The sequence below is a fragment of the Rathayibacter sp. VKM Ac-2805 genome (assembly GCF_009834265.1).
GTDB lineage: Bacteria > Actinomycetota > Actinomycetes > Actinomycetales > Microbacteriaceae > Rathayibacter.
Genome location: NZ_CP047185.1, coordinates 2,424,363 through 2,449,268 on the forward strand (window position 1 = coordinate 2,424,363; position 24,906 = coordinate 2,449,268).

A 24,906-nucleotide genomic window follows, 5' to 3' on the forward strand; every position below is an offset into this window, starting at 1 on the left:
CTGCACGCGGTGGATCGAGGACGCCTAGGCGGTCGCGCCCGACTGCTCGGCCCGGCCCCGCTCGTCGACGCCCTCGCCCTCGACGAGGTACGACCAGACGCGGGAGGCGTACTCGTCCCAGGTGCCGCCGTCGATCGCGAGCGCCTCCGCCGAGAGCCGCGCGTGCAGCTCGTCGTCGGTCAGCAGCCGCTCGAGGGCCGCGGCGATGTCGTGGTCGTCGTGCGGATCGACGAACAGCGCGCCGCCCGAGGCGGAGACCTCGTGCATGCTGCCGAATCCGGAGGTCACGACCGGGGTGCCGACCGAGATCGACTCCACGATCGGGAGACCGTAGCCCTCGTTGATCGAGGGGAACACGGTGCACCGGGCCAGGCGGTAGGCGCTCCAGAGCAGCGCGTCGGTGATCTTGGAGAGCGAGCGGACCGGACGGCCCTGGCCCTCGAGGACCTCGAGTCGGTACTCGAACTCGGCGCTGCTCCAGGCGTTGCCGCCGATGAAGACCAGGCTGAAGCGCACGCCCCGGCGCCAGAGCAGCTCGGCGGCCTGGAGCACCGCCAGGTGGTTCTTCCGCGGCTCGTGGCTGCCGACGCAGACGACGAGCGGGAGGTCACCGGTCACCAGCGAGCGCGCGGCGGTGGCCAGCTCCTCGTCCGAGACGCTCTCCGGCTGCGAGGGCAGCAGGATCGGCCGGATGTCCGGCCCCTGCATCCCGACGCTGCCGAGCATGTGGCGCCAGCCGGAGTACTCGGTCGCGGCCGCCTCGGAGATGGTCGCGATGCGGTCCATGTGCGACACGGCGACGAGCGTGCGCGAGAAGGCGGCACTGATGCCGGTGCTCGCCGTCTCGGCGGTGGTGACAGGCACGCAGTCGAAGCCGATGGTGCCCGTGCGGTTGCCGCTGAACTCGGCCAGAGCGGAGACGCGCGACGTCCGCTCGTCCTCCACGGCGAGCTCGGGCAGGAGGTAGGTGCCCTGCCACGGGACGATCACGCGGGAGCGGTCCTCCGCGGCGTCGGGCACGTCGCCCGAGACGGCGTTCCGGCTCTGCTCCGGGGTGAGCATGACGAGCGACTCGTGGGTCGAGTCCCAGCCGGCGAGCAGGATCTCGTGGTCGCGCGTCCAGCGGACGAGGCTCTGGCGCACCACGCGCTGGATGCCCGTGGCCAGTCCCGTGCGCGCGGTGTGGTGAACGTCGACGACGACCGCGCCGACGACCACCTCGACCTCGGGGTGGTGGAAGCGGGCGAAGACCCGGTTCGAGGCGATGGTGGACGCGGCGTGGGTGAGCAGACCGGCGGTGCCGTCCAGCCGGGCCCGGCGGCGGCCGTCGACGACGTCCTCCCGGCGCGGAAGCGTGCCGCGGAGGACGGCGAGCACCAGCCAGACCTCGCGGTCGGTGGGGGCGGGCAGCAGAACGCTCAGCTGTCCCGTGAGGGCGTCGACGCTGCCCAGCGGCTCCACGGTGGGGGCCAGGGTGCGCACCAGGGTGGCGAGACGGTCGACCAGGTACTGCTTAGAGCGCACGGGGCGCCTCCTCGTGCTCGATGAGGGCCGAGGGGCCGATCAGGGCGGCCCACAGCTCCCGGGCGTAGTCGTCCCAGGTGCGCTCGGGCCGCTCTGCCGCCTCGAGGCGGAGCTCGTCGACGAGCTCCGGCGACGTCAGCAGGCGGCGCATGCCGTCGGTGATCTCCTCGTCGGACTCCGGGTCGATCAGGACGCATCCGCCGTGCTCGGCGATCTGCGCCGTGCTGCCGTAGCGCGAGGTCAGCACGGGGAGCCCGATCGACAGCGCCTCGGCGACCGGCAGGCCGTACCCCTCGTGCAGCGACGGGAACGCCAGGAACAGCGCCTCCCGGTAGCTCGCGATCAGGACGTCGTCGTCGGCTCCGCGGAGCACCTCGACCGGGCGCCCGGCGGCGACCAGCTCGCGCACGCGGGGATCGAAGACCTGGTGCGCCCACGGGTTGGCCCCGCCGATGAAGCGGACGCGGAAGCGCAGGCCCTCGCGCCAGAGGACCTCGGCGGCGTGCAGCACCGCGAGGTGGTTCTTGCGGGGCTCCTGGCTGCCGACGCAGAGCACGAGCGGCAGGCCGGACGCGCTCCGGCCCTCGGAGCGCAGGCCGTCCGGGAGCTCCACGGGCAGCGGGACCGGGACGACGGTCGGGCCGGTGAGGCCCTGAGCGGGGAGCGCGCGCACGAAGCCCTCGAACTCCAGCGCGGCCGCGGCGCTCACCGTGGCGACGCGCTCGGCGTGCTTGACCACGGAGAGGAAGTTGACGAAGCGCACCGTCTCCTCCGGCGGCACCGTGTCGGCGCTGACGACGGGGATCGCGTCGTGGCCGAGGACGACGACCTCGTTGCCGGAGTACTCGGCGAGGGCCGCGAGCGGCCCGCACTGGTTGTAGTCGGGCACCGAGGGGATGACGACGACGCTGCGGTAGGGCACGACGAACTCGATGCGCTCCGGATCGCCGTGCTCCCAGTCGCGCCGCCCGGCGGAGGACCAGTCGACGACGCGCTCGTGCTCGATCGCGCTCAGGCGCCGGAAGGACATCGATCCGTGGACCCAGGCGACCGGGACGATCTCGTGCTCGGCGTCCCAGCGGGACACGGTCTGGCGCACGACCCGCTGGACGCCGGTGTTGTGCCCGTGGCGGGCGGGGAAGTCGACGTCGATCAGGACGGCCCCGGTGACGACCTCGACGCGGGCGTCCAGATCGGCGAACCCGGTCGCGGTGCGGGAGCCGGCCTCGAGGAAGATGCGCAGCGCCGCCTCCTCGGGGGCGAGCTCGAGGGCGCGGCGGAACCAGTCGAACAGCTCGCTCGTCGGGTACGCGGCCGTGAACGACACCAGCGCGACCCAGGTCAGCTCGTCGTCCTGGCGCGAGCGGATCTCTCGGGCCACCTCGTCGAGGTACGGGCCGGGCCCGCGGGTGCGCAGCGAGGCGCGGCGCTCCTCGTCGAAGAGGAGCGCGCCGATCTGCTCCAGGCGCTGCAGCATCGCCTCCGTGCGGTGGGCGCGCGCGGCGGCCGAGCCGGCGGCCGAGACCTGCGACCGGTCGCTCATCGCGCCCGACCGGACAGGCGGCGCTTCACGAAGCGCGCGCTGTGGCCGACGGCGCCCGACAGCCCGAGCTGCTCGACGCGGATCTGGAAGGTGCGCACCAGGCGGAGCGGCTTCGTCACCCGCCAGGAGAGGGTGCGCTCGAAGCCGGAGGCGGTCACTCCGCCCACCTGGATCCGCTCGACCCACTCGTCGAAGGGGTCGTTGAGGAGCGAGTCGACCTGCGCGCGCAGGCGGGCGAGCTCCTCGTCCGGGGACTCGGGCTCGGCGAGACGGGGCTCCACCGGAACCCCGGACGTGCGCGCGGGCTCCGCCGGGACGGCTGCGGGAGCGGCGTCGCCGACGGCCGACTCGAGGCTCGGGTCGGGAGCGGGAGGAGCGTCCTCGCCCGTGCCGCCGAGGACGGGGGCGGGGTCCCCAGCGCTCTGCGGCGCCGGGTCCAGGGGGACGTCGGAAGGCTGCGTGGGCATGGCGAACACCTCGTTCGTGTCGTTCAGTCGGCGAGCGGGAGCAAGACTACCCGCCATGCGCCTCGCACCGGCACGCCAGCCAGGGGGCTCCAGGGTGGGCCGCACGTATAATGATGCGGTCCGTCGCCCGGCGGAGGCCGAGAGCTTGGAGTTCCATGCCCAGCAAAGCTGTGGATCGCGCGCGCGCGATCGCCGACGAGCCGTTCCAGATCGCCGGCACCACGTCGGCCGTCGGCGGCGGCTCGGGCGGCTTCGTCGCCTCCCTCGCCGAGATCCTGCGGCACCGCGAGCTGCTCCGCCTGCTCGTGGGGCGCGAGCTGAAGTCGCGCTACAAGGACAGCAGCCTGGGCTTCGTCTGGAGCCTCGTCCGGCCGCTGATCATGCTCCTCATCTACTACGTGGCGATCGGCCAGATCCTCGGGGCCTCTCGCGGCGTCCCGAACTTCGCGATCTTCGTCTTCTCGGGGCTCACCCTCTGGGGCCTGTTCAGCGAGATCGTGACCGCGGGCACCACGTCGATCCTCGGCAACGGCGGACTGATCAAGAAGGTGTACCTGCCGCGGGAGATCTTCCCGGTGGCGGCCATCGGCTCGGCCCTCTTCAACTTCGGTGTGCAGTTCGTCGTCCTGATCGCGGGAGCCGTCCTCACGGGCTCGCTGATCTTCGGCGTCCAGCTCCTCTACATCGTGCCCGCGCTGGCGATCGTGCTCGTGTACGGCCTCGCGCTGGCCCTGGCCCTCTCGGCCCTCAACGTCTACCTCCGCGACGTCCAGTTCCTCGTCGAGGTCGGGCTGCAGATCTTCTTCTGGCTCTCCCCCATCGTCTACGCGTGGAACTTCGTCGTCGCCGCCTCCACCGGAGCGGGCCACGGCTGGGCCGAGCAGCTCTACCTGATCAACCCGATCTCGAACGCGATCCTCGCCTTCCAGCGCGCGATCTGGGGAGACGGCTCGCGCGTCAGCATCATCGACGGCAACGAGATCGCCCCCCAGGTGTGGCCGCCGGACATGGAGCTGCGCCTTCTCATCGTCCTCGTCGTCGGGCTGGTGTTCGTGTGGATCGGCCACCGGATCTTCCGCCGCCTCGAGGGCAACTTCGCCCAGGAGATCTGATCGTGACCCTCACCAGCAAGCAGGAGTCCGTGCCCGCCTCCTCCGGCACCCCGACCGTCGTCCGGGTGCGCAACGCCTCCAAGCGCTTCGTCATCCGCAAGGACAAGTCGTTCAAGGAGCGGATCGTCAACTTCGGCCGCGGGCGCAAGCACCGCGACGAGTTCTGGGCACTCCGCGACGTCGACCTCGAGATCCCCCTGGGCTCGACCGTCGGCCTCATCGGCGCGAACGGATCGGGCAAGAGCACGCTCCTCAAGCTCATCGGCGGCATCGTGCAGCCGACGACCGGCACCGTGGAGCGCCGCGGACGCCTCGCCGCGCTCCTCGAGCTCGGAGCGGGCTTCCACCCCGACCTCACCGGGCGCGAGAACGTCTACCTCAACGGCGCGATCCTCGGACTCTCGCGCAGCGAGCTGGACAGCAAGTTCGACTCGATCGTCGACTTCTCCGAGATCGCCGAGTTCATCGACACCCAGGTCAAGTTCTACTCGTCGGGCATGTACGTGCGGCTCGCCTTCGCTATCGCGATCCACACCGATCCCGACCTGCTGCTGGTCGACGAGGTGCTCGCCGTCGGCGACGAGCCGTTCCAGCGCAAGTGCATGGACCGCATCCGCGCCTTCCAGCGCGCGGGGAAGACCATCGTGCTGGTCACCCACTCGCTCGAGCAGGTCGGCGAGCTCTGCGACCGCACCATCGTCCTCGAGAAGGGCACCGTCGTCTTCGACGGCGAGACCTCCGAGGGACTCCAGGTCCTCCGCGAGAGCTTCGAGGACCGTCGCGCCGCCCGCCAGGAGCGCGAGGCCGAGGCCGCCGAGGCCGCGGACGAGCCCGCCCCCCAGCTCATCGAGATCCTGGGCTGCCGACTGCGCGGCGGATCGATCGAGCACGGCGGCACGGTCGTCCGCAGCGGCGAGACCCTCGAGTTCGACGTCACGGTGCGCACCAGCCGCCCGGTCGACGACTGGAACATCGGCATGGGCATCGACACCCCCCTCGGCCAGCGCGTCTTCGGGACGAACACCGAGCGCATCGGCACGCCGCTGAGCGCGGTCGACGGAGAGATGACGGTCACGTTCACCCTCCCCGACCTGCACCTCGGCGCCGGCAACTACGCCGTGCACGCCTCCTCGGCCACCTTCTCGCAGGGCGAGACCATGCGGATCCCGGTCGCCGCGACCTTCACGGTCGAGCGGGCCTCCGTGCACGACGGCGTCGTCGACATCGACTCCACCGTCCGCCTCAGCAGGCCGTGACCGCGCGGCGCCGCCGCCTCCTGGTCGACGCGACCGCCCTCGCGGCGCCGCGCCTGACCGGGGTCGGCCGCGTCCTGCTCGGCCTGCTGCACGCGCTGGACACCGACGCGACCGCCGCAGAGGTCGAGGTGCTCCTCGTCGTGCCGGCGAGCGAGGCGGGCTCGCTCGGGCGCTTCGGCTTCCGTACGCTGCGCGTCCGACCGGTGCCGCTGCCCCGGCCGGTGTGGAGCGCACTGACCCGAGTGCCCGCGCCGGGGATCGACCTCCTGCTCGGCCGCGGCGCCTACTTCTTCCCGAACTTCCGGAGCTGGCCGCTCGCCCGCTCCCGCTCGATCACCTTCGTGCACGACGTCTGCTTCGCTGTGATGCCCGAGCTCGTTCCGCGCGAGCGCCGAGAGCTGCTGTCGCGGTCCGTGCCCCGGTGGATCCGGCGCAGCGACCTGGTCCTGACCGGCACCCCGTCCTCCGCGGCCGAGGTCGAGAGCGCTCTGGGCATCGATCCGGCGCGCGTCCGCGTGCTGCCGACCACGATCGACGCCGACCTCTTCCATGCCCGCGGCGAGGAGGAGGTGGCGCGGGTCCGCGCGGAGCACGGGCTCGGGTCCTACCTGCTCTTCGTCGGATCGATCGAGCGCCGCAAGAACCTCGTCACCCTGGTGAACGCGTACCGGCAGGCCGAGCGGCCGGAGAACCACACCCTGCTCCTGGTCGGCGGGGACGGCTGGGACAACGAGGACGTCCACTCCGCCGTCGCCCGCGCGGTCGCCGCAGGAGCCGACGTGCGCTTCGCCTCCTCCTACGTCGCCGACGAGGATCTGCCGGCCCTGCTCACGGGCGCCGACGCCGTCGCCATGCCCTCCTGGCACGAGGGCTTCGGCCTGCCCGCCCTCGAGGCCGTCGCCTGCGGCACTCCGGTGCTCGCGGCAGACATCCCCGGCCTCCGCGACGCGCTCGCCGGGCGGGAGTCCGCCGCCGTCTTCATCGACCCGGCGGACCGCACCGGGTGGTCGGCCGCGATCGGAGAGGCGCTGCGCCGTCCCCGGCGACTCGCACCGGAGCCCATCCCGGGGTGGGACCGCACCGCCCGGCGCCTGCTCGAGCTGGCCTTCGACGACCGCTGATCAGCGCCGGGTCGTGAACAGCAGCCAGCGCCCGGAGGCGGAGGCGACCTCGGGCTCGACGTCCCCCGTCGCCGCCTCGACGTAGGCCCGCCAGCCGTCGGGGTCGTCGGTGTACCCGGCGGTGTCCACGTAGACGGCGCAGGCGCCGCTGCCCGCCACGGCGTCGGCGAACTCCGCGGGGTCGTCGACGTCGCCCCAGACGTCCCAGCCGTAGGTGCCCTCCACCGCCCCGTAGCTCCAGCGGAGGCGTCCCTCCTCGGTCGCGAGGTAGGGCAGTGCCTCGTCGTAGTCGGAGAGCGCTCCGATCCGCCCGCTGTCGGGGAAGCTCTTCAGGGGGAGCTCCACCACTCCGCAGCCGTCGTCCAGCTGCGCGTCGGCCTCCGACACGAACGAGCGCATCTCGGAGTCGTCGGTGGGAGCGATCGGCACCGCGGCCGATACTCCGGCCAGCTGATCGATGACGGCGACGGCGGCGAGCAGCGCCGCCACGAGGATCCGGACACCGCCACGGGCCGTGATCCGATCGAGCAGGAGCGCGAGCACGCCGAGGACGAGGACCGCGATGACGATCGACATCCGCGCCCACGCACGGATCGTCGGCCCCGCCACCAGCGAGACCACGACGCCCAGGCCCGTCACCGTGTAGAAGAGGAGCGCGGCCAGTGTCGCCACGGCGAGGACGCGCACGCGGGCGTCCGAGAAGAACCGGCCGACCGCGGTCGCACGGAGCGCCCGTCCGCCGCCGAGCGCGGTGATCGGGAGCGCCACGAGCGTGATCAGGAGCGCGACGCTGGCGAGGATCGAGAACCCGGGCGGCTCCGTCGTCGGCGCCACGCCGGACTGGCCCGCGTAGGTGTTCAGCAGGCCGTACCCCTGCGGCAGCCCGGTCCCCGACCAGGGCAGGCCCAGCAGCACGAGCTTGCCGGCGTAGGCCTCCGACTCCCCCACGGTCCGCGACGTGAAGTACGGGCTGTAGCGCTCCCCGAAGTCGAGCGAGAGCAGCAGCAGCGAGAGCCCGACGAACACGCCGAGCGCGAGGATCGGCACCGACGAGACCGCGAGCACGCGCAGCCGCTCGCGGGAGAGGAGCCCGGCGGCCGTGCTCACCGCCCAGGTCGCTCCGAGGACCAGGACCGCGAAGACGTAGTAGTAGCCGCCCGTGCTCGCCACCAGGAGCCCGAGCACGACTCCCGGGACGACGGAGCGCAGTACGCGGCTCCTCCGCGTCGCGCCCCGCTCGGACCAGGCTCGGAGAGGATCGGTGCGCGGTCCGGCGACCATCAGCACCATCACGCCCAGGAGCGGGATCGCCCAGTAGTTGGCGAGGAACGCGTGGCCGAATCCGATCCGGAGGAAGTGGTACGGCAGCAGCGACAGCAGGACCGCGGAGAACGCCGCGACCCAGGGCCGCGTGCGGAGGGCGCGGAAGAACACGTAGCCGGTGACGGCGACCGTCGCGAACGTGCCCAGGTAGAAGACGTTCAGGAGCGTCGTCCCGTCGCGCACCACGAGGGCCAGGACCGACACGGCGAGGGCGGAGGCGACGTCGAACTGCGCGCTGAAGAAGGCGTTGAAGCCGTCGGGGAAGCCGAGCGCCGCGTTGCCGTCGAACGGGAACGCCTGCGTGGCGCTGGTGAAGAGCGTGTAGTGCAGGATCTGGTCGTCGCCGCCCACGGTCCAGCGGGCCGTCAGGTCCTGCGGCCCGATCCCGAGCGCGAGCACGGCGGCGACGACCGAGACGAGGGCGGCGACGAGGGCCCATCCGAGCTCGACGAGCGTCCGGCGCCGCCGACTCGCCGTCCGCGAGCCGCGCACGTCAGTAGCCGCGCTCACGGCGCTGCTCCTCCACGCTGGTCTGGACGATCCGGTTCAGCTCGGTCTCGCCGTCGGTACCCGCGTAGTCGTAGATGTCGAACCCCCCGCAGGCGACGATATCGGAGGGAGCGCCGAGCGTCCCGCGCGCGAGCCCCGCCCAGTCGGGCGAGCGGTCGGCCAGCACGAAGCTGTACTGCCGGTCGCGGTAGTCGCTCAGGTTGTTCATCCACAGCTGCACCGTGAAGTCGAAGTTGACCTGCTGGACGTGCAGCGAGGCCGGCCCGTAGAGGTCCAGGGGCCGCGTGGACCAGAACGAGCCGACGCCCGCGAGCTCGCGGCCGTCGATCCAGCGCTCCAGGCAGTCGGCGTCCGGGTCCGATCGCGCCTCGGCCGCCGCGGAGGCGACCGCCGTTGTGGCCGGCACGGCGGCGACGACGAGGCCTGCGGCGGCCAGCGGGGCGACGACGCGGACGACCGGCGCCAGCCGCGCGCCCGCAGCACGCCGGTGCGCCGCCGCGGCGCCGATCAGGGCGATCACGACCACGGTCGCGGTCACCGGGATCGGCATCAGGTAGCGGCTGACCGAGCTGCCGGTGAAGACCTGCACCACCAGGAGCACCGCCGTCTGCGCCGGCAGGAACGCGCACACCGCGAAGCGCGCACGGGCCGCCTCGTCGAGGGCGGCTCCCCGCGCCAGTCGGGCGACACCGGCCACGACCACGGCGAGGGCCGCCAGCAGCAGCAGACCCAGCAGCGCCACCTCGAGCTTGCCGATCAGCGGCGCCTTCAGCACCAGGAACTGCACGATCAGGTCGTCCAGGGCCGTCCCGGCGAGCGGCAGCCGGAGGTACCCGCCGGCGTCGGTCCCGATCAGGAAGCCGAACGGGATCCGCAGCGCGGCCCCGAGCGCGGCGGCCCCGAGGACCGTTCCCGCGACGATCAACACCGCTCGGGGAGCAGCGAGAGCGAGCACCAGCAGCACGACGAGGACCACCAGCAGGGGGCCGACGAACTGCACGAGGAGGAGCGGATCGGAGAGGGTCGTCGCGGCGACGGCCGCTCCGACCAGGAGCAGCGGACGCGCCGCCGGACGGCGCTTGCGCAGCGCGCCCAGGGCGACGGCGAGCCCGGCGAGGCCTGTGAGCACCGCGCCGTAGTAGTAGGTCGTCAGGAGGAAGGTGGTCGCCAGGGCCCCCTCGTTGTTGAGCGCGCGGCCCTCCGTCAGGCAGAGAACCAGCAGCACGGCGATGCCGGCGAGCGCGGCGGCGGGCCGCAGCCGGCGGTGCCGGTCCGCGACGAGCCGTCGCGCGAGCATCCGGAGCACGCCGTAGAGGAGGACGACGTTGAGCACGGCGTTGACCGCGAGCGCCGCCGCGGGATCGCCACCGGTCAGCAACCACGCGACGCCGAAGACGGGGAGCTCGGGGAAGAGGAAGAGCTGGCTCGTCATCACCCACGCCGCGGGGCGGCCCTCGGCGAAGGACTGCAGGATCAGCGGCAGCGCCAGCGAGTCGCCGTCGCGGAAGAGCAGCGGCCGCCACGGCGTGCCGACCATGAACCCGAGCACGAGCAGGGTCCCGCTGACGACGACGGCGAGGGCGGCGAGCTCGAGGAGGGCCCTCCGGGTCCGAGGGGATCCCGTCGGACCCGCCGTCACCGGTGCTTCCCGCCGAACCGGATGGCCAGGACGAGCAGGAGGTTCTTCAGGAGGGTGTCGCTCGGGATCTTGGAGTTGCCGACCGTGCGGTCGAGGAAGACGATCGGGATCTCCTTCACTCCGCGGGCCCGGCGCAGCGCCCGGTACTTGAGCACGATCTGGAAGCCGTAGCCGGCTGCGCGGATCGTCTCGAGGTGGAGGGTGCGCAGGAGGTCGGCGCTGAAGAGGTTGAAGCCGCCGGTCCAGTCCGTGATCTTCGAGCCGAGGAAGAGGCGCGTGTAGAGGTTGCCGCCACCGCTCAGCAGCTTGCGGTCGAGCGTCCAGTCGGGAGTGCCCCCGCCCGCGATGTAGCGGGAGGCGACCACGAAGTCGGCGCCCGCGCGCACCTCGCGGAGGAAGGCGTCGATGTAGTCCGGGTCGTGCGAGAGGTCGGCGTCCATCTGCAGCAGGTAGTCGTAGCGGCGCTCGGCCGCGAGGAGGTGCTGGAAGGCCCAGATGTACGCCGCGCCGAGCCCCTCCTTCTTCTCGCGCGAGAGCACGAGGACCTCGAAGGTGTCGGACTCGAGCTCGGCCGCGAGCTCGCGCGCGCGGTCCGCGGTTCCGTCGGGGGAGCTGTCGTCGATGACGGCGACGGTCACGTGGAAGTCGGGGTTGCGGGACGCCGCGAGCGCGACCCGCGGCAGCGCCGTCGCGATGTTCGCGACTTCGTTGTAGGTGGGGACGACGACGGCGAGGGAGCGCATGAGGCGGGGAGGATCCGTTCTTCCGGTGCACCGGCTGACCGGTGAGAGCCCTGCGAGTATAACGAGGCGGTGCTCGCGAGCCTCCGAGCGCGCCCCGCGGCCCGCCGCCCCGTCCGCGCACTCTCTCAGGAACATGGCACCGGCTGTTCGACCGCCCGGCAGGGGTCCACGGTTACGATGGACGACAGTGCACGGCGGTTCACCCCTTGTTCGCCTGCCCCGATGGACGCCCGTCGGAGCCCGACGGTCGGGCATCGACGCCAGAGGGGGACGGGAAAGAGCACCGCAGATGAAGAGACTCCTCGAATCGCAGAAGGTCCGCTTCCTCATCGCGGGCTGCACCAACACGGCGATCGACTTCCTCATCCTCAACACGCTCGTGCTCCTGCTCGGTCTGCCGACCCTCGTCGCCAACGTCTTCTCCGTCCTGGTCGGCATCACGATCTCGTACGCGCTGAACCACTTCTTCGTCTTCCGCCACCCGGGCAGGGTCTCGGTCGCCACGTTCGCGAAGTTCTTCCTCGTCACCGGGTTCAGCTCGCTGGTCCTGCAGTCGGCGATCATCTACGGCTTCGAGGTCTTCTTCGACACCCGCTTCGGCAACTCGCTGCTCTTCCTCCCCAGCTCCGGCGAGAACGCCTTCCTCGCGATCAACATCGCCAAGGCCGTCGCCGTCCTCGTGGGACTGGTGTGGAACTTCTGCATGTACAAGTTCGTCGTCTTCCGCCGTCCGGCGCACGATGCGCTCCCCGCGATCGAGACGGTCTCCCCCGCCGCCGTGGCCGTCAGCACCGAGCCCGTCGACATCGTCCGCTGAGGGCCGCAGGCTCCCGGGCACCGCTCGAGCCGCGTGCTAGCCTCGTCGAGTTCTTCCGACGGGGCACTCCTCCCGTCGACGCCGCACCACCCGGAGGCTCCCATCGCCCGCTCGACGTTGCCCATCGCGGTCGTCGTCGTCACCCACTTCTCGGGTGAGGTCCTCCGCGCGTGCCTCGAGTCCGTGCCGGAGGCGACAGAGCACGACGTGCGCATCGTGGTGGTCGACAACCTGACCACGGACGACTCCGTCCGCAGCGTCGTCGAGCGCCTGCCGCAGGTCGAGTTCCACGAGACCGGGCAGAACCTCGGCTACGGCCGGGCCGTCAACTACGCGGTCGACCGCCTCGGGCCCGAGGTCGAGTGGATCCTGGTGACCAACCCGGACACGGTCTTCCTCCCCGGCTCGATCGACGCCCTCTACGCCGCCGCGACGGCGGACGACCGGATCGGCTCGATCGGGCCGCGGATCCTCGACTCCGACGGCACGATCTACCCCTCCGCCCGCGCTCTGCCCTCGCTCGGCACGGGCGTCGGGCACGCAGTCTTCGCCCACGTCTGGCCCGGCAACCCGTGGTCGGCGACCTACCGGCGCTCGCGCGCGGTCGAGACCCTCCGCCACGGCCGGATGGAGGCGGGCTGGCTCTCCGGCGCCTGCGTGATGGTGCGCCGCACGGCCTTCGAGGAGATCGGCGGGTTCGACGACCGCTACTTCATGTACTTCGAGGACGTCCAGCTGGGCGACTCGCTCGGACAGCGCGGCTGGACCAACGTCTACCTCGCCGACGCGGTCGTCTCCCACCTCGGCGGGCACTCCACCCGCCTGGCCTCGGCGCGGATGCTCGCGGTCCACCACCGCAGCGCCTACCTCTACCTCGCGCAGAAGTACGGCGCCTGGTACCAGGCGCCGATCCGCGCGGCGGTCCGCGCCGGGCTGGGCGCCCGGGTCGCGCTGATGCGCCTGCGCTCGAAGAGCTGATCCGCTCCGATCGGGCGGGCCGCCTGGCCGGCGCCGGGCGGCCCGCCCACCGGATCGGCGGTCAGGACGCGGAGTCGAGCTCCGTGTAGAAGGCCCGCGCCTCGTCCCAGGTCGGCAGCAGGCCCTGCGCCTCGGCCTCGGCCAGCGTCGGTGCGTCGGTGTCCTTCGGTGAGAGGAGCAGCTCGCCGGCCTCCTCCGGGAAGCGCAGGCCGATCTGCTCGTCGAGCGGGTCGATCCCCTTCTCCCGCACCGGGTCGAAGGTGGCGTTCACGAGGTACGAGACCACGGCGCCCTCGGTCAGCGCCACGAAGGCGTGCGCGACGCCCTCGGCGATGTAGACGGAGCGGCGGTCGACGTCGTCGAGCAGGATCGACTCCCAGCGCCCGAAGGTCGGCGACCCGACGCGCACGTCGATCACGTAGTCGAGGACCGCGCCGGAGAAGCACGAGACGTACTTGGCCTGCGACGGCGGGATCTGCGCGAAGTGGATGCCGCGGACGGTGCCGCGCCGCGAGACGGAGGTGTTGCCCTGCCGGAGCGAGAGCGGGTGCCCGACCTTCTCGGCCAGGCGGTCGAAGCGGTAGAACTCGTAGAAGACCCCGCGATCGTCGGGGAACTGGCGCGGAGTCACTTCGTAGACGTCGGGGATGTCGAGCTCTCGGATCTGCACGGTCGCCAGTGTAACGACGGCGTGTCACGGGCCCGCGACGCCTCTCTGCGCCACCCGGCGGCGTGCCGGAGCGCCGACCGTCGGCCGACGGACCGCTCGGGCATGATGAGGAGGTGACCTTCCTCATCACGGGCGCCTCCGGCATGCTCGGCACCGACCTGCGCGCGACCCTCGGCTCCCGCCCCAGCACCGCCCTCGGCCGCTCCGACCTCGACGTGACCGACCTCGACGCCGTGCGCGCCGCCGTCGCGGGACACGACGCCGTGGTGAACTGCGCCGCGTACACCCGCGTCGACGACGCCGAGACCGACGAGGAGGAGGCGCACCGCGTCAACGCCGTCGGAGCGCGCAACCTCGCCCTCGCCACCGCAGAGACGGGAGCCGCGCTCGTGCAGGTCTCCACCGACTACGTCTTCGACGGCTCCGCGACGACCCCGTACCCGGAGGACCACCCCCGGAATCCGATCTCGGCCTACGGCCGCACGAAGGCCGAGGGCGAGCGCCTGGTGCTCGAGGCCAACCCGGAGCGCGGCTACGTCGTCCGCACGGCCTGGCTCTACGGCGAGCACGGCGGCAACTTCGCGAAGACGATGGTGCGACTGGCGGGCGCGCACGAGACGCTGACCGTGGTCGACGACCAGCACGGCCAGCCCACCTGGACCGCCGACCTCGCCGCGCGCCTGATCGAGCTGGTCGACGCGGAGGCCCCGGCCGGCGTCTACCACGGCACCAGCTCCGGCGAGACGACCTGGCTCGGCTTCGCCCGTGCCGTCTTCGCCAAGGCGGGCCTGGATCCCGAGCGCCTGCGCCCGACCGACAGCGGCTCGTTCGTCCGCCCCGCTCCGCGTCCGGCCTACTCGGTCCTCGGCCACGACGGCTGGAGCCGGGCGGGCCTGCCGCCGCTGCGCTCCTGGCAGGACGCGCTCGCAGCCGCACCCCTCGAGGCGGTGACCCCGTGACCACCACTCTCCGCGTCGTCGTCGACCAGATGCTCGCCCGCGTGCCCGGCGGCATCGGCCGCTACACCGAGGAGCTCACCCGCGAGCTGATCGCGACGGCTCCCCGCGACTGCGAGGTGGAGGCCGTCGTCTCCGCCCACCCGCCCGAGAAGGAGGAGGAGCTGCGCCTGCGCCTGCCCGGCCTCGCGCGCATCCACCGGCTGCCGCTCGGGCGCCGCGAGCTCTCGCGCGCCTGGCAGTACGGGATCGCCATCCCGGCCGGCGGCGGCATGATCCACGCCCCGAGCCTCTTCGCACCGCTGCGCAGCCACGACGGGAGCGAGGGCGAGCAGATCGCCGTCACGATCCACGACACGGTGCCGTGGACGCATCCCGAGACCCTCACCCCGCACGGCGCGAAGTGGCACCGGGCGATGGCCAAGCGCGCCCGCAAGCACGCGGACGCCGTCGTCGTCCCCACCCACGCCGTCGCCCACCAGCTCTCCCAGCTGATGGACTTCGGCGATCGACTGCGCGTGATCGGCGGAGCCGTCGGCTCCGGCCTGGTCGTCCCGGAGGACGCCGACGAGCGCGCCACGGCGCTGGGCCTCCCCCCGGAGTACGTGCTGAGCGTCGGCACGCTGGAGCCGCGCAAGGGCCTGGTCTCGCTGATCGCGGCCTTCGGAGGAGCGTCCGCGCCGGCGATCCCGCTGCTCCTGGTCGGCCCGACCGGCTGGGGCGACCTCGACGTGGCCTCCGTCGCCGACGAGCAGGGCCTCGACGAGACGCGCGTGCGCGCCCTGGGAGTCCTCAGCGACGCCGACCTCGCCGTCGTCCTCTCCCGGGCCACCCTCTTCGTCTACCCGAGCATCGCCGAGGGCTTCGGCCTGCCCGTGCTCGAGGCGATGCACTTCGGAGTGCCGGTGGTGCACTCCGACGACCCCGCGCTGATGGAGGTCGCCGCGGACGCCGGCGTCGCCGTCGAGCGCGGCGACGCGAAGGACTACCCGGACCGCCTCGCCCTCGCCATGAGCAGCGTGCTCGCCGACACCGGGCTGCGCGAGCGGATGTCGGTGGCCGGCCGCGACCGCTCCCGCGCCTTCAGCTGGCGCGACTCCGCCGAGCGCGTCTGGGCGCTGCACGCCGACCTCTGAGGCGTGCGGCACCCGGCCGTCTACGGCGCGGAGTCGCCCGACAGTCCGGCACTCACCAGCGAGTGCACGACGTCGTAGTCCGGGTCCTCCGGGTCGACGGCCGGCGGGACCAGCTCGATCGGATCCACCGGCTGCGACTTCGTCTTGAGCCCCAGCTGGACGAAGTAGCCGAGCATCCCCTGCGGGACGTCCGTCTTGATGACCTGGGACCCGGCGGACGCGACGTCCTGGAACTTGGCGAGGACGTTGCCCGGCTCGAACTGGGCGAGCAGCGCCTCCTGCACCTGCCGCTGGCGCGCCATCCGGTCGTAGTCGCTCGTGGTGTAGCGAGACCGGGCGTAGGCGAGGGCCTGCTCGCCGTTGAAGTGCCAGTGCCCGGGATCGATCCACTGGTTGACGCCCTGCATCACGCCGTCGGAGTCGGGCAGCCCGCCCAGGGGCAGCGGCTCGTCGGCCACGTAGTCGATGTCGATGCCGCCGAGCGCGTCGATCAGCTGGGCGAAGCCCTCCATGTCGATCAGCGCGTAGTACTGGATCCTCAGGTCGAGGATGCCCTCGACCGCGTCGCGCATCGCCTCGATGCCGGGCTCGCTGCCGTGGTCGACGGCGTCGGGGTAGAGCTCCGGGTGCTTCAGCTCGACCTCGGTGTAGACCGAGTTGAGCTTGCAGACGTCGACGGCGCAGTTCTCGGTGTCGTAGCCGTCGGGGTAGAGCTCGTGCATCGGGCTGGTCTCGGGGAACGGGAAGTCGACGAACTCGCGCGAGACGCCGATGATCGAGGCCTTGCCGCTCGACGCGTCGATGCTGACCACCGAGATGCTGTCGGGGCGCAGACCGTCGCGGTCCTCTCCCGCGTCGCCGCCGAGGAGCATCACGTTGTAGCGGCCGTCGATCGGCTGCTCGATCGCTCCGCCGCCGAAGATCGACGACAGCGTCCCCCGTGTCACGCCGAGCAGGTAGGTGCCGTAGGCGGTGGTGCCGACCGAGACCGCCATCAGCGCGATCGTTGCGAACGCGAGCACGCCGCGCATCCGCGGGCGCACCCGGACGACGCGGATCAGGCGGAGGGTGTCGAGCGTCAGCACGGCCCAGACCACCCCGTAGACGACGAGCGCGGCCTGGAGCGCGAGCATCGAGACGTCGAAGGTCGCGAGCGTGTAGAGGCCGGTCGGGAAGACGAAGTAGAGGAGCACCGCGACCAGGAGGGCGACCCAGAGCCCGAGGGTGAAGCCGAGCCCCAGGCGCCCGAGCCGGCGGTTGCCCGCGAGGACCTGAGCGGACCCGGGCACCAGCAGGTTGACGATCAGCAGCCACCACGCCCGCCGCGTCATGAAGGCGCGGGAGGCGACGTCCGGATGCCGCAGCGGCAGGGCGACGGCCGTCACAGGCCCGCCACCAGGGCGTCGTTCTTCGCGGCGACCTGCACCTCGAGGTCGGCGGCGAAGGCGTCGAGCGCTGCGGAGAGGGCGTCGTCCGCGGTCGCGAGGATCTTCACCGCGAGCAGTCCGGCGTTCCGCGCTCCGCCGATGGAGACGGTGGCGACGGGGACGCCCGCGGGCATCTGCACGATCGAGAGGAGGGAGTCGAGCCCGTCGAGGCGGGCGAGCGGGACCGGCACTCCGACGACGGGGAGCGAGGTCACGGCGGCGAGCATGCCGGGGAGGTGGGCGGCTCCGCCCGCCCCGGCGATGACGACCTTCAGGCCGCGGCCGCGGGCCTCGCGGCCGTACGCGATCATCGCCTCCGGGGTGCGGTGGGCGGAGACGACCCGGACCTCGTGCGCCACGCCGAACTCGGCGAGGACGGTGGACGCCGCCTGCATGACGGACCAGTCCGAGTCCGACCCCATCACGACGCCGACGAGCGGCGCGGGCCCGTTCACGAGCGCGTCCGCGCTCACGAGAGGGCTCCGGCAGGGGTCGGGGAGGTCGGCAGGCTCGTCACGGCGACCATCGTACGGGTCAGTCCGTGAGAACGGCCGCCGCCGCGCGAGCCTCGTAGACCACGAGGTCGAGGTCGTCGCCGCCGGCGTTCACGTGCCCGACCTTGCGGCCCGGTCGCGGCTCCTTGCCGTAGTTGTGCACCTTCACACCCGGGTGATCGGCGAGCACCCGCGGGTAGCGGTCGGTCAGCGACTCCCCCACCGGGCCGCCGAGCACGTTGACCATCACGGTCCACGGGTCGCGGCAGCCCGTCGCGCCGAGCGGCAGGTCGAGGACCGCGCGCAGGTGCTGCTCGAACTGCGACGTGGTCGATCCGTCCATCGTCCAGTGGCCGCTGTTGTGCGGGCGCATGGCCAGCTCGTTGACCAGGATCCGGTCGTCCGTCGTCTCGAACAGCTCGACGGCCAGGACGCCGGTGACCCCCAGGCTGTCGGCGATCGTCTGCGCGATCTCGGCCGCGGCGGCTGCGAGCCGGCCGGCGGACGCGGGGGCCGGAGCGATCACCTCGGCGCAGACGCCGTCGCGCTGCACGGACTCCACCACCGGCCAGAGGATGCTCTCGCCGGAGGGGCGCCGAGCGACGAGCTGCGCGAGCTCGCGGCGGAAGCCCACCAGCTCCTCGACCAGGAGCGAGCCGCCCCGGCCGTCCTCGGCGAGGGCGCTGAACCAGTCGTCCGCCTCGTGGGCGCCGCGCACCACGCGAACGCCCTTGCCGTCGTAGCCGCCGCGCGCGGTCTTCACCACGGCGCTGCCGCCGTGCTCGGCCAGGAACTCCCCCAGCTCCTCGGCGGAGGAGACCTCGGCCCACTCGGGCACGGGCACGCCGAGCTCGGTCAGGCGGCGCCGCATCATCAGCTTGTCCTGGGCGAACAGCAGGGCGTCGGGGCCGGGGTGCACGGCGACGCCGCGGGCGACGAGCTCGCGGAGGATCGGCTGGGGAACGTGCTCGTGGTCGAACGTCACCACGTCCACGGTCTCGGCGAAGGCGAGCACGGTCGCCTCGTCGCGGTAGTCGCCGACCCGTGTCGCGGCGAGCCCCGCCGGGGCGCCCTCGCTCTCGGCGAGCACGGCGATCTCGATGCCGAGCTCCACCGCCGCGGGGATCATCATCCGGGCGAGCTGGCCGCCCCCGATCACGCCGACGCGCATGGCGCTCCTCCGTCTCCGCCCGCTGGCGCGGGGCGGCTCCATGCTACCGAGGCCCGGCGCGCTCACGCGGGCGGCGGCCACTCCTGCTCGAGAGCGGGAGCCGCGCCGATCGCCTCCCGCAGCAGGTCGGCCGTGAGCTCCGGATCCGGCAGGTCCCGCAGCACGAACACCTCGGCTCCCGCCTGCAGGATCCGGACGTCGCCGCACCGGGCGAGGCGCTGGCCGAGGGAGCGCTCGACCGCGACCTCCATCCTCCGATCGAAGACCACCTCGGCCCGCCGGATCGACGCCACCCCCCGGCGCGCGCTGAGGCCGGAGGCGGTGACGCGGTAGCGCACGCTCGCCCAGCCCGCGATCCCGGGAGCGCAGAGGAGAAGCACCAGAAGTGCGGTGCCGAGCCCGATGATCCAGCGCTGCAGGGCGAGCTCGAACTGCGCGGCGAAGTAGAAGCCCGTCCAGGTGAGCAGGAGGAGGCCGACGACCGGTGCGACCGCCCGGCGGGCGCGCGGGGTCAGCCGCGCCAGCTCGCGGTCGGCGGGGTCGGTCCTGGCCATCAGGAGCGCAGGTGCGTGACGTCGCCGGCCGGGAACGAGCGCAGCGCACCGCCCTGCTCGAGCAGGAGCGAGCCGTCCGGGGCGAGTGCGGAGGCGGTCCCCTCCTCCTGCGTGCCGTCGGGCAGTTCGAGACGGACGCGCGTGCCGAGGGTGCCGCAGGAGGCGCGGACGGCGGCGGCCGCTCCGGAGGCCTCGGCGTCGCCCTGGGCGAGCAGCGGAGCCAGCAGCCCCTGGAACCCGGTCAGGAACGCGGCGAGCACCTCGTCGGCGCTCGTCGTCCGTGCTCCGGCGAGGGCGAGCGAGGTGGCGGTCGGGACCGGCAGCTCCGCCTCCGTCAGCAGCAGGTTCACGCCGGTGCCGACGACGACCCGCCCGTCCGGCAGGCGCTCGGCGAGGATCCCCGCGACCTTCCGGCCGTCGATCAGGACGTCGTTGGGCCACTTGACGGCGACGTCCCCGTCGACGAGGGGTGCGAGGGCCCGGGCGAGAGCGGCGCCGGCCACGAGCGGCAGCCAGCCGGAGGCCTCGGCGCCGAGGGCGGAGGCGTCGACCAGAGTCGAGGCCGCGAGCGTGCGGCCCGCGGGCGCCTGCCAGACGCGCCCCAGCCGGCCGCGCCCGGCTCGCTGGTCGCCGGTGGCGACGACGGAGAGGTGCGGCCACACGGCGGGGTCGGCGGCCGCCCGCTCGCGGAGCTCGTCGTTCGTCGACCCCGCCGACTCGAGCGCGAGGACGCGGGGGGAGACGGCGGAGGAGAGCGGGAGGAGCATGCCGCCACGGTAGCGGCGGCTCCCGCGAGGCCGCTCCGAGCGCCGCGCGCGACGGCCCGCCCTTGTCCGGATCCTCCCGTCAGGAGCGACCCTCCCTGTGCGAGTGCGACAAGTGGAGGCGTCCGCCCCGCCGGTAGGGTGAGCGGGTGACCGCGAACACCGAACGTCCCGCGCCCGATCTGTACACGACCGCGGGGAAGATCGCGGACCTCAGGAACCGCTACCACGAGGCCGTCACGGCCAGTGGCGAGGCGGCGATCGAGAAGCAGCACGCCAAGGGCAAGATGACCGCACGGGAGCGGATCGACACCCTCCTCGACCCGGGCTCGTTCGTCGAGCTGGACGAGTTCGTGCGCCACCGCACCCACGCCTTCGGCATGGAGAAGAAGCGCCCCTACGGCGACGCCGTCGTCACCGGGACCGGCACCATCCACGGCCGCCAGGTCGCCGTGTACTCGCAGGACTTCACGATCTTCGGCGGCTCGCTCGGCGAGGTGGCCGGCGAGAAGATCATCAAGGTGATGGACCTCGCCCTGAAGACCGGCGTCCCGATCATCGGCATCCTCGACTCCGGCGGAGCACGGATCCAGGAGGGCGTGGTCGCCCTCGGCAAGTACGGCGAGATCTTCCGCCGCAACACCGCGGCGAGCGGCGTGATCCCCCAGATCTCGATCATCTGCGGCCCGGCCGCAGGAGGCGCGGTCTACTCCCCCGCCCTGACCGACTTCGTGATCATGGTCGACAAGACCAGCCAGATGTTCGTCACCGGTCCCGACGTCATCAAGACCGTCACCGGCGAGGACGTCGGCATGGAGGAGCTCGGCGGCGCGCTGACCCACAACAAGATCTCGGGCGTCTCGCACTACCTCGCGAGCGACGAGAACGACGCGCTCGACTACGCGCGGACGCTCCTCTCCTTCCTCCCGGACAACAACCTGTCGCCTGTCCCCGTCTTCGAGACCGAGGTCGACCTCGAGACGACGGACGCGGACCGCTTCCTCGACACGGTCATCCCGGACAGCCCGAACCAGCCGTACGACATGCGCGCCGTCATCGAGCACATCGTCGACGAGGGCGACTTCCTCGAGGTGCAGCCGCTGTTCGCGCCGAACATCGTGATCGGCTTCGGCCGCGTCGAGGGCCGCTCCGTCGGCATCATCGCGAACCAGCCGAGCGCCATGGCGGGCACGCTGAACATCGAGGCGGGCGAGAAGGCGTCCCGCTTCGTCCGCTTCTGCGACGCGTTCTCGCTGCCGATCCTGACCCTGGTCGACGTCCCGGGCTATCTGCCCGGCACCGACCAGGAGTGGACCGGCGTCATCCGCCGCGGCGCGAAGCTGCTCTACGCCTACGCCGAGGCGACCGTGCCGCTGGTCACGGTCATCCTGCGCAAGGCCTACGGCGGCGCGTACATCGTGATGGGGTCCAAGCAGCTGGGAGCCGACATCAACCTCGCGTGGCCGACCGCCGAGATCGCCGTCATGGGAGGCCAGGGCGCGGTGAACATCCTCTACCGCAACGAGATCCGCAAGGCGGAGGAGGCCGGCGAGGACGTCGCAGCCGTCCGGACGCGCCTGGCGAACGAGTACACCTACAACGTCGCGAGCCCGTTCCTCGCGGCCGAGCGCGGCGAGCTCGACGGCGTGATCGAGCCCTCGGCGACGCGTGTCTCCGTCATCAAGGCGCTGCGGGCGCTGCGCACCAAGCGCGCCAACCTGCCCGCGAAGAAGCACGGCAACATCCCGCTCTGACCCGGCTCGCTCGGACGCCGCGGCAGGAGACGGGAGACCGTCCGTGCCGCGGCGTTCCGCTGCGACCGCCTCCTCACGGGGCGGAGGGGCGGAACGATCAGTCGGAGGAGCCGGGCCCGGTCCGTCGGGCAGCGGACTCCGCGGGAGCATCGGGCCGCACGACGGGAGCGTCCGGCTCCGCGGCCGGAGCATCCGGCTTCCCTGTCGCGGAATCGGGCTTCGCTTCCCGGGCATCCGCCTTCGCCGCCGGAGCACCCGCCTTCACCCCAGGACCACCCGCCTTCACCCCAGGACCGTCCGGCTCGGCTGCCGGAGCACCCGCCTTCACCGCCGGAGCGCCTGCCTTCGCGGCCGGAGCATCCGGCTTCGCCGCGGGCGCCTCGGACGGCTTCTCCTCCGGCTTCGCCCCGACCACCCGCGCGAACGCCAGCGCCTGCGCGGCGGAGAGGTCCGGCAGGTAGGCGCGACCCAGCGCGGCTCCGATCCGGGGCAGCTGCAGCGCGTCGGGGTAGGTCATCCAGAGGCCCGCGTAGCGCGGGTGGAACTTGGCCTTGAAGCGGAACAGCGACGTGAAGCCGTAGGCCGGCTCGAGCGTCCGCGAGAGGAACTCGAGCAGGCGCGAGAGGACCGTCGGCTCCGGAGGCACCTCCCCCTCCTCGACCGGTGCGGTGGCGAGCGGTGCGCCCGAGAGCGAGAGGAACTCGGCACCCTCCTCCTTGACGCGCAGCGCCGCGGAGGCGATGAGGAACTCCATGATGCCGGGCATCGAGTCGTCGGAGCGGCGCATGAAGTCGAGGGTCCAGCCGACCACGCGACCCTCCCGGTGCACGGGCAGCCAGCTCGTCACCCCCTGCAGCACGCCGTCCGGTCCGACCGCGAGCAGGAGGGCGACGTCGGGATCGCGGACCTCGTCGATGCCGCCGAGGGTGAAGCCCATCTCGGGCAGCGCCTTCTCGGCGACCCAGCGCTCCGACAGGTCGACGATCTGGTTGGCCATGCCGAGGGAGAGCTCGGGCCAGCTGGTCCACTGCGCCTCGATGCCCAGCTTGATGCCGCGCGTGAGCGGGTAGCGCACCTTCTGCCACCGCTTGCCGGTGAGCTCGAAGGAGGAGAGCTCGATGATCGTCTCCTCGCCGACCGAGAGGCGCGACCAGCCGAGCCGGTCGAAGACGGGGAGCAGCTCGTCGTGGATGCTGTAGAACACGGGCGTCCAGCTGCGCTCGTCGCAGAACCGCACGAACTCGGCCACGACATCCTTCCGCCGCTCGGGAGCGCAGGCGGGGTCGGAGAGGGTGATCGCCACGCCGCCGATCACCCGGTAGGCGACTCCGCCGGTCCCGTCGGCCGAGATCCAGTGCGCGTTGCCCTCCCAGGTCCCCTGGTGGCCGAGGCTGCCGGCGCCGTGCAGGGACAGGAGCGCGCGGTACCGCGCCTCGTCGCCGCGGTTCCGCTGCACGTCGGTGGCCCGGAGCAGAGCGACCACCGCCACGACGACCACGAGCCAGAACACCGGGCCGACCCACTCGAAGACGATCCGCGCAACGGGCTCCCGCGGCACGGCGAGCAGTCCGGCGCCGCCGAGGAAGCTCACCGGGACGAAGCGCAGCAGCCCGTCCAGGAGGAGCCTCCCGAGGCCCAGGAGCGGCTCGAAGCTCGTGCGCACGCCGGCCGAGAGCGCCAGGTAGCCGCCGAGGGACACGACGAAGGCGATGGCGACGACCCGCGTCCAGAGCCTCGCAGCGGCACGGGGCGCGCGGATGCGGAAGTGCCTCCTCCCGATCACGAGCATCGCCACGACGGCCAGCGGCACCAGCACTGTCGTCGCCACCCAGAGCAGGTACTCGGCGTAGTACAGGAACTCGGGGTGACGGGCGGCGCGCTGAAGGGAGAAGACCTCCAGGATCGCGATCGCGATGTTCACCCCGACCGCCAGCAGCAGGCCCAGGCGGCGCCCGGAGCGCAGGCCGTAGGCGGCGACGAGCAGGAGGAGGAGCGGGACGAACGTCAGCAGGATCGGCCCGGGGGCGACCAGGCTCAGCTTCACGTGGTGCGCGCAGTGACGGAGGGCGCGGCTGCACGGGTCCTCGAGGTCCGTCGTCCCCGTGAAGGCGCTCTGCAGCAGTCGGCCGAGGAACGAGAACGGACCGTAGCCCGAGTCCGAGAGGACGGCGACGAGCGGACCGATCGCGGTGACGACGACGACCGCCGCCAGCAGCCCCCGGGACTCGCGGTGCGAGCTCGGCGCCGGACGCTGCGGACGCAGCCCCGACGCTCCCCGCGCGAGCACCGCGCCGACCACGAGCCCCGCGCCGCCCGCGAGGAGCCGGTACGCGTCGGCGGAGTCGCCCGCGTAGAGCACGAACATCAGCACGACGGCGAAGACGGTCACCCGGAGCCGGCGACGCCACAGAGCGCCCATGAAGGCGGTCGAGGCGATGAGGGCGCCGACCGCGCCGATCAGCGGGTCGAAGGTGTGGTCGCCGACGGTGTCGCCCGCCCACCACTCCCCGACGAGAGCGCCGATCGACTGCACGGAGGACCCGACGACGATCCCGACGGCGCCGGTCACGAGGAAGGCGAGGAGGGTGCGGGCCGAGCCGAGGCGGCGCTCCGCGGCGAGGAGCATCGGGAGCACCAGCACGACGTCCAGGAGCAGCTGCAGCGGGTCCGCCGCGATCAGGAGGGCGGTCACCGCTGTCCACGGACGGCCGTCGAGGGTCGTCATCGGGCCCGCCGCCCACCAGGACGTCGTCTCGGCTCCCGCGGGGGCGACGAGCGTCCCCGTGATCGCGCTCGCGGCCAGGAGGACCAGGACGACCGAGACGGCCGCGGGCGACCTCCGGACCAGCAGACGCAGGGGGCGCAGCGCCGCGGCACCGCTCCTCGGGAACCACGTCGGCATGCGGGGACGCTCCTGTTCGCAACGGACGGACGACGCTCCGGCGGC

General features: G+C 72.6%; 21 protein-coding genes. 8 read left to right on the top strand and 13 right to left on the bottom strand.

Going from position 1 to position 24,906, the window contains the following annotated elements; genetic code table 11:
* Nucleotides 1–24 precede the first annotated feature (24 nt).
* The 3 genes from GSU40_RS11240 to GSU40_RS11250 are packed head-to-tail and all read right to left on the bottom strand — an operon-like array spanning nucleotide 25 to nucleotide 3,534.
* Nucleotides 25–1,524: a glycosyltransferase family 1 protein gene (locus GSU40_RS11240; RefSeq protein WP_160035008.1), complete on the bottom strand. Its 1,500-nt coding sequence runs from the start codon at nucleotides 1,522–1,524 to the stop codon at nucleotides 25–27.
* Complete coding sequence (locus tag GSU40_RS11245) at nucleotides 1,514–3,067, bottom strand: glycosyltransferase (protein WP_104223151.1); 1,554 nt, start codon at nucleotides 3,065–3,067, stop codon at nucleotides 1,514–1,516. The genes GSU40_RS11240 and GSU40_RS11245 overlap by 11 nt, the downstream gene beginning before the upstream one ends.
* Nucleotides 3,064–3,534: a hypothetical protein gene (locus GSU40_RS11250; RefSeq protein ID WP_104283350.1), complete on the bottom strand. Its 471-nt coding sequence runs from the start codon at nucleotides 3,532–3,534 to the stop codon at nucleotides 3,064–3,066. Before GSU40_RS11250 ends, GSU40_RS11245 begins: the two co-directional genes overlap by 4 nt.
* A gap of 155 nt (nucleotides 3,535–3,689) precedes the next feature.
* Here GSU40_RS11250 and GSU40_RS11255 point away from each other — a divergent pair, with 155 nt between their 5' ends.
* The 3 genes from GSU40_RS11255 to GSU40_RS11265 are packed head-to-tail and all read left to right on the top strand — an operon-like array spanning nucleotide 3,690 to nucleotide 7,023.
* A complete protein-coding gene (locus GSU40_RS11255; protein WP_104223153.1) occupies nucleotides 3,690–4,646 on the top strand; it encodes an ABC transporter permease in 957 nt (318 codons plus the stop codon).
* A 2-nt stretch (nucleotides 4,647–4,648) separates the two neighbouring features.
* Complete coding sequence (locus tag GSU40_RS11260; protein WP_244229465.1) at nucleotides 4,649–5,902, top strand: ABC transporter ATP-binding protein; 1,254 nt, start codon at nucleotides 4,649–4,651, stop codon at nucleotides 5,900–5,902.
* Complete coding sequence (locus GSU40_RS11265) at nucleotides 5,899–7,023, top strand: glycosyltransferase family 1 protein (protein WP_160035010.1); 1,125 nt, start codon at nucleotides 5,899–5,901, stop codon at nucleotides 7,021–7,023. The genes GSU40_RS11260 and GSU40_RS11265 overlap by 4 nt, the downstream gene beginning before the upstream one ends.
* Here the strand turns inward: GSU40_RS11265 and GSU40_RS11270 are convergent, their stop codons facing one another.
* The 3 genes from GSU40_RS11270 to GSU40_RS11280 are packed head-to-tail and all read right to left on the bottom strand — an operon-like array spanning nucleotide 7,024 to nucleotide 11,238.
* The gene (locus GSU40_RS11270) at nucleotides 7,024–8,856 is read right to left on the bottom strand and encodes a hypothetical protein (protein ID WP_160035012.1); all 1,833 of its coding nucleotides are present in this window, start codon (nucleotides 8,854–8,856) and stop codon (nucleotides 7,024–7,026) included.
* On the bottom strand, nucleotides 8,840–10,495 hold the full coding sequence (locus GSU40_RS11275; protein WP_160035014.1) for a hypothetical protein: 1,656 nt from the start codon (nucleotides 10,493–10,495) through the stop codon (nucleotides 8,840–8,842). Before GSU40_RS11275 ends, GSU40_RS11270 begins: the two co-directional genes overlap by 17 nt.
* Nucleotides 10,492–11,238 (bottom strand): polyprenol monophosphomannose synthase, encoded by a 747-nt coding sequence (locus tag GSU40_RS11280; RefSeq protein ID WP_160035016.1) that lies wholly within the window; start codon nucleotides 11,236–11,238, stop codon nucleotides 10,492–10,494. The genes GSU40_RS11275 and GSU40_RS11280 overlap by 4 nt, the downstream gene beginning before the upstream one ends.
* Before the next feature lie 289 nt (nucleotides 11,239–11,527).
* Between GSU40_RS11280 and GSU40_RS11285 the strand changes: the two genes are divergently transcribed.
* Nucleotides 11,528–12,055, top strand: coding sequence for a GtrA family protein (locus GSU40_RS11285; protein WP_104223158.1), 528 nt, complete (start codon nucleotides 11,528–11,530; stop codon nucleotides 12,053–12,055).
* Nucleotides 12,056–12,172: 117 nt separating this feature from the next.
* Complete coding sequence (locus tag GSU40_RS11290) at nucleotides 12,173–13,033, top strand: glycosyltransferase family 2 protein (protein WP_244229466.1); 861 nt, start codon at nucleotides 12,173–12,175, stop codon at nucleotides 13,031–13,033.
* 61 nt (nucleotides 13,034–13,094) lie between these two features.
* Here GSU40_RS11290 and GSU40_RS11295 read toward each other — a convergent pair whose 3' ends face one another.
* A complete protein-coding gene (locus GSU40_RS11295; protein WP_104232821.1) occupies nucleotides 13,095–13,703 on the bottom strand; it encodes a dTDP-4-dehydrorhamnose 3,5-epimerase family protein in 609 nt (202 codons plus the stop codon).
* A gap of 143 nt (nucleotides 13,704–13,846) precedes the next feature.
* Between GSU40_RS11295 and rfbD the strand changes: the two genes are divergently transcribed.
* Both rfbD and GSU40_RS11305 read left to right on the top strand, forming a co-directional pair.
* The gene (gene rfbD / locus GSU40_RS11300; RefSeq protein WP_244229670.1) at nucleotides 13,847–14,662 is read left to right on the top strand and encodes a dTDP-4-dehydrorhamnose reductase; all 816 of its coding nucleotides are present in this window, start codon (nucleotides 13,847–13,849) and stop codon (nucleotides 14,660–14,662) included.
* Entirely contained in the window at nucleotides 14,659–15,795 is a 1,137-nt protein-coding gene (locus tag GSU40_RS11305; RefSeq protein WP_244229467.1) for a glycosyltransferase family 1 protein, read from the top strand. The genes rfbD and GSU40_RS11305 overlap by 4 nt, the downstream gene beginning before the upstream one ends.
* Nucleotides 15,796–15,815: 20 nt before the next feature.
* On the opposite strand, the gene GSU40_RS11310 is transcribed toward GSU40_RS11305, so the two are convergent.
* The 5 genes from GSU40_RS11310 to GSU40_RS11330 form a co-directional block, all read right to left on the bottom strand.
* A complete protein-coding gene (locus GSU40_RS11310; protein ID WP_244229468.1) occupies nucleotides 15,816–17,180 on the bottom strand; it encodes an LCP family protein in 1,365 nt (454 codons plus the stop codon).
* Nucleotides 17,177–17,644, bottom strand: coding sequence for a 5-(carboxyamino)imidazole ribonucleotide mutase (purE, locus tag GSU40_RS11315; RefSeq protein ID WP_104225651.1), 468 nt, complete (start codon nucleotides 17,642–17,644; stop codon nucleotides 17,177–17,179). The genes GSU40_RS11310 and purE overlap by 4 nt, the downstream gene beginning before the upstream one ends.
* A 112-nt stretch (nucleotides 17,645–17,756) precedes the next feature.
* Nucleotides 17,757–18,887: a 5-(carboxyamino)imidazole ribonucleotide synthase gene (locus tag GSU40_RS11320; protein WP_160035020.1), complete on the bottom strand. Its 1,131-nt coding sequence runs from the start codon at nucleotides 18,885–18,887 to the stop codon at nucleotides 17,757–17,759.
* A 62-nt stretch (nucleotides 18,888–18,949) separates the two neighbouring features.
* Nucleotides 18,950–19,441, bottom strand: coding sequence for a PH domain-containing protein (locus GSU40_RS11325; protein WP_104232824.1), 492 nt, complete (start codon nucleotides 19,439–19,441; stop codon nucleotides 18,950–18,952).
* Nucleotides 19,441–20,208, bottom strand: a complete 768-nt coding sequence (locus GSU40_RS11330) for a biotin--[acetyl-CoA-carboxylase] ligase (RefSeq protein ID WP_160035022.1) — start codon at nucleotides 20,206–20,208, stop codon at nucleotides 19,441–19,443. The genes GSU40_RS11325 and GSU40_RS11330 overlap by 1 nt, the downstream gene beginning before the upstream one ends.
* 146 nt (nucleotides 20,209–20,354) lie before the next feature.
* Between GSU40_RS11330 and GSU40_RS11335 the strand changes: the two genes are divergently transcribed.
* Nucleotides 20,355–21,959 carry an acyl-CoA carboxylase subunit beta gene (locus GSU40_RS11335; RefSeq protein ID WP_104223164.1) on the top strand — a complete coding sequence of 535 codons (1,605 nt, stop codon included), beginning with the start codon at nucleotides 20,355–20,357 and terminating at the stop codon, nucleotides 21,957–21,959.
* A 97-nt stretch (nucleotides 21,960–22,056) separates the two neighbouring features.
* Here the strand turns inward: GSU40_RS11335 and GSU40_RS11340 are convergent, their stop codons facing one another.
* Complete coding sequence (locus GSU40_RS11340; protein ID WP_160035024.1) at nucleotides 22,057–24,861, bottom strand: DUF2156 domain-containing protein; 2,805 nt, start codon at nucleotides 24,859–24,861, stop codon at nucleotides 22,057–22,059.
* Nucleotides 24,862–24,906 lie beyond the last annotated feature (45 nt).

What these genes read in the sequence shown, in the direction of transcription:
- GSU40_RS11325 (WP_104232824.1), bottom strand. Translation starts at nt 19,441, where the DNA reads ATGGCCAGGACCGACCCCGCCGACCGCGAGCTGGCGCGGCTGACCCCG.
- GSU40_RS11280 (WP_160035016.1), bottom strand. Translation starts at nt 11,238, where the DNA reads ATGCGCTCCCTCGCCGTCGTCGTCCCCACCTACAACGAAGTCGCGAAC.
- purE (WP_104225651.1), bottom strand. Translation starts at nt 17,644, where the DNA reads ATGGGGTCGGACTCGGACTGGTCCGTCATGCAGGCGGCGTCCACCGTC.
- GSU40_RS11330 (WP_160035022.1), bottom strand. Translation starts at nt 20,208, where the DNA reads ATGCTCCTCCCGCTCTCCTCCGCCGTCTCCCCCCGCGTCCTCGCGCTC.
- GSU40_RS11340 (WP_160035024.1), bottom strand. Translation starts at nt 24,861, where the DNA reads ATGCCGACGTGGTTCCCGAGGAGCGGTGCCGCGGCGCTGCGCCCCCTG.
- GSU40_RS11285 (WP_104223158.1), top strand. Translation starts at nt 11,528, where the DNA reads ATGAAGAGACTCCTCGAATCGCAGAAGGTCCGCTTCCTCATCGCGGGC.
- GSU40_RS11250 (WP_104283350.1), bottom strand. Translation starts at nt 3,534, where the DNA reads ATGCCCACGCAGCCTTCCGACGTCCCCCTGGACCCGGCGCCGCAGAGC.
- rfbD (WP_244229670.1), top strand. Translation starts at nt 13,847, where the DNA reads ATGCTCGGCACCGACCTGCGCGCGACCCTCGGCTCCCGCCCCAGCACC.
- GSU40_RS11245 (WP_104223151.1), bottom strand. Translation starts at nt 3,067, where the DNA reads ATGAGCGACCGGTCGCAGGTCTCGGCCGCCGGCTCGGCCGCCGCGCGC.
- GSU40_RS11320 (WP_160035020.1), bottom strand. Translation starts at nt 18,887, where the DNA reads ATGCGCGTCGGCGTGATCGGGGGCGGCCAGCTCGCCCGGATGATGATC.
- GSU40_RS11255 (WP_104223153.1), top strand. Translation starts at nt 3,690, where the DNA reads ATGCCCAGCAAAGCTGTGGATCGCGCGCGCGCGATCGCCGACGAGCCG.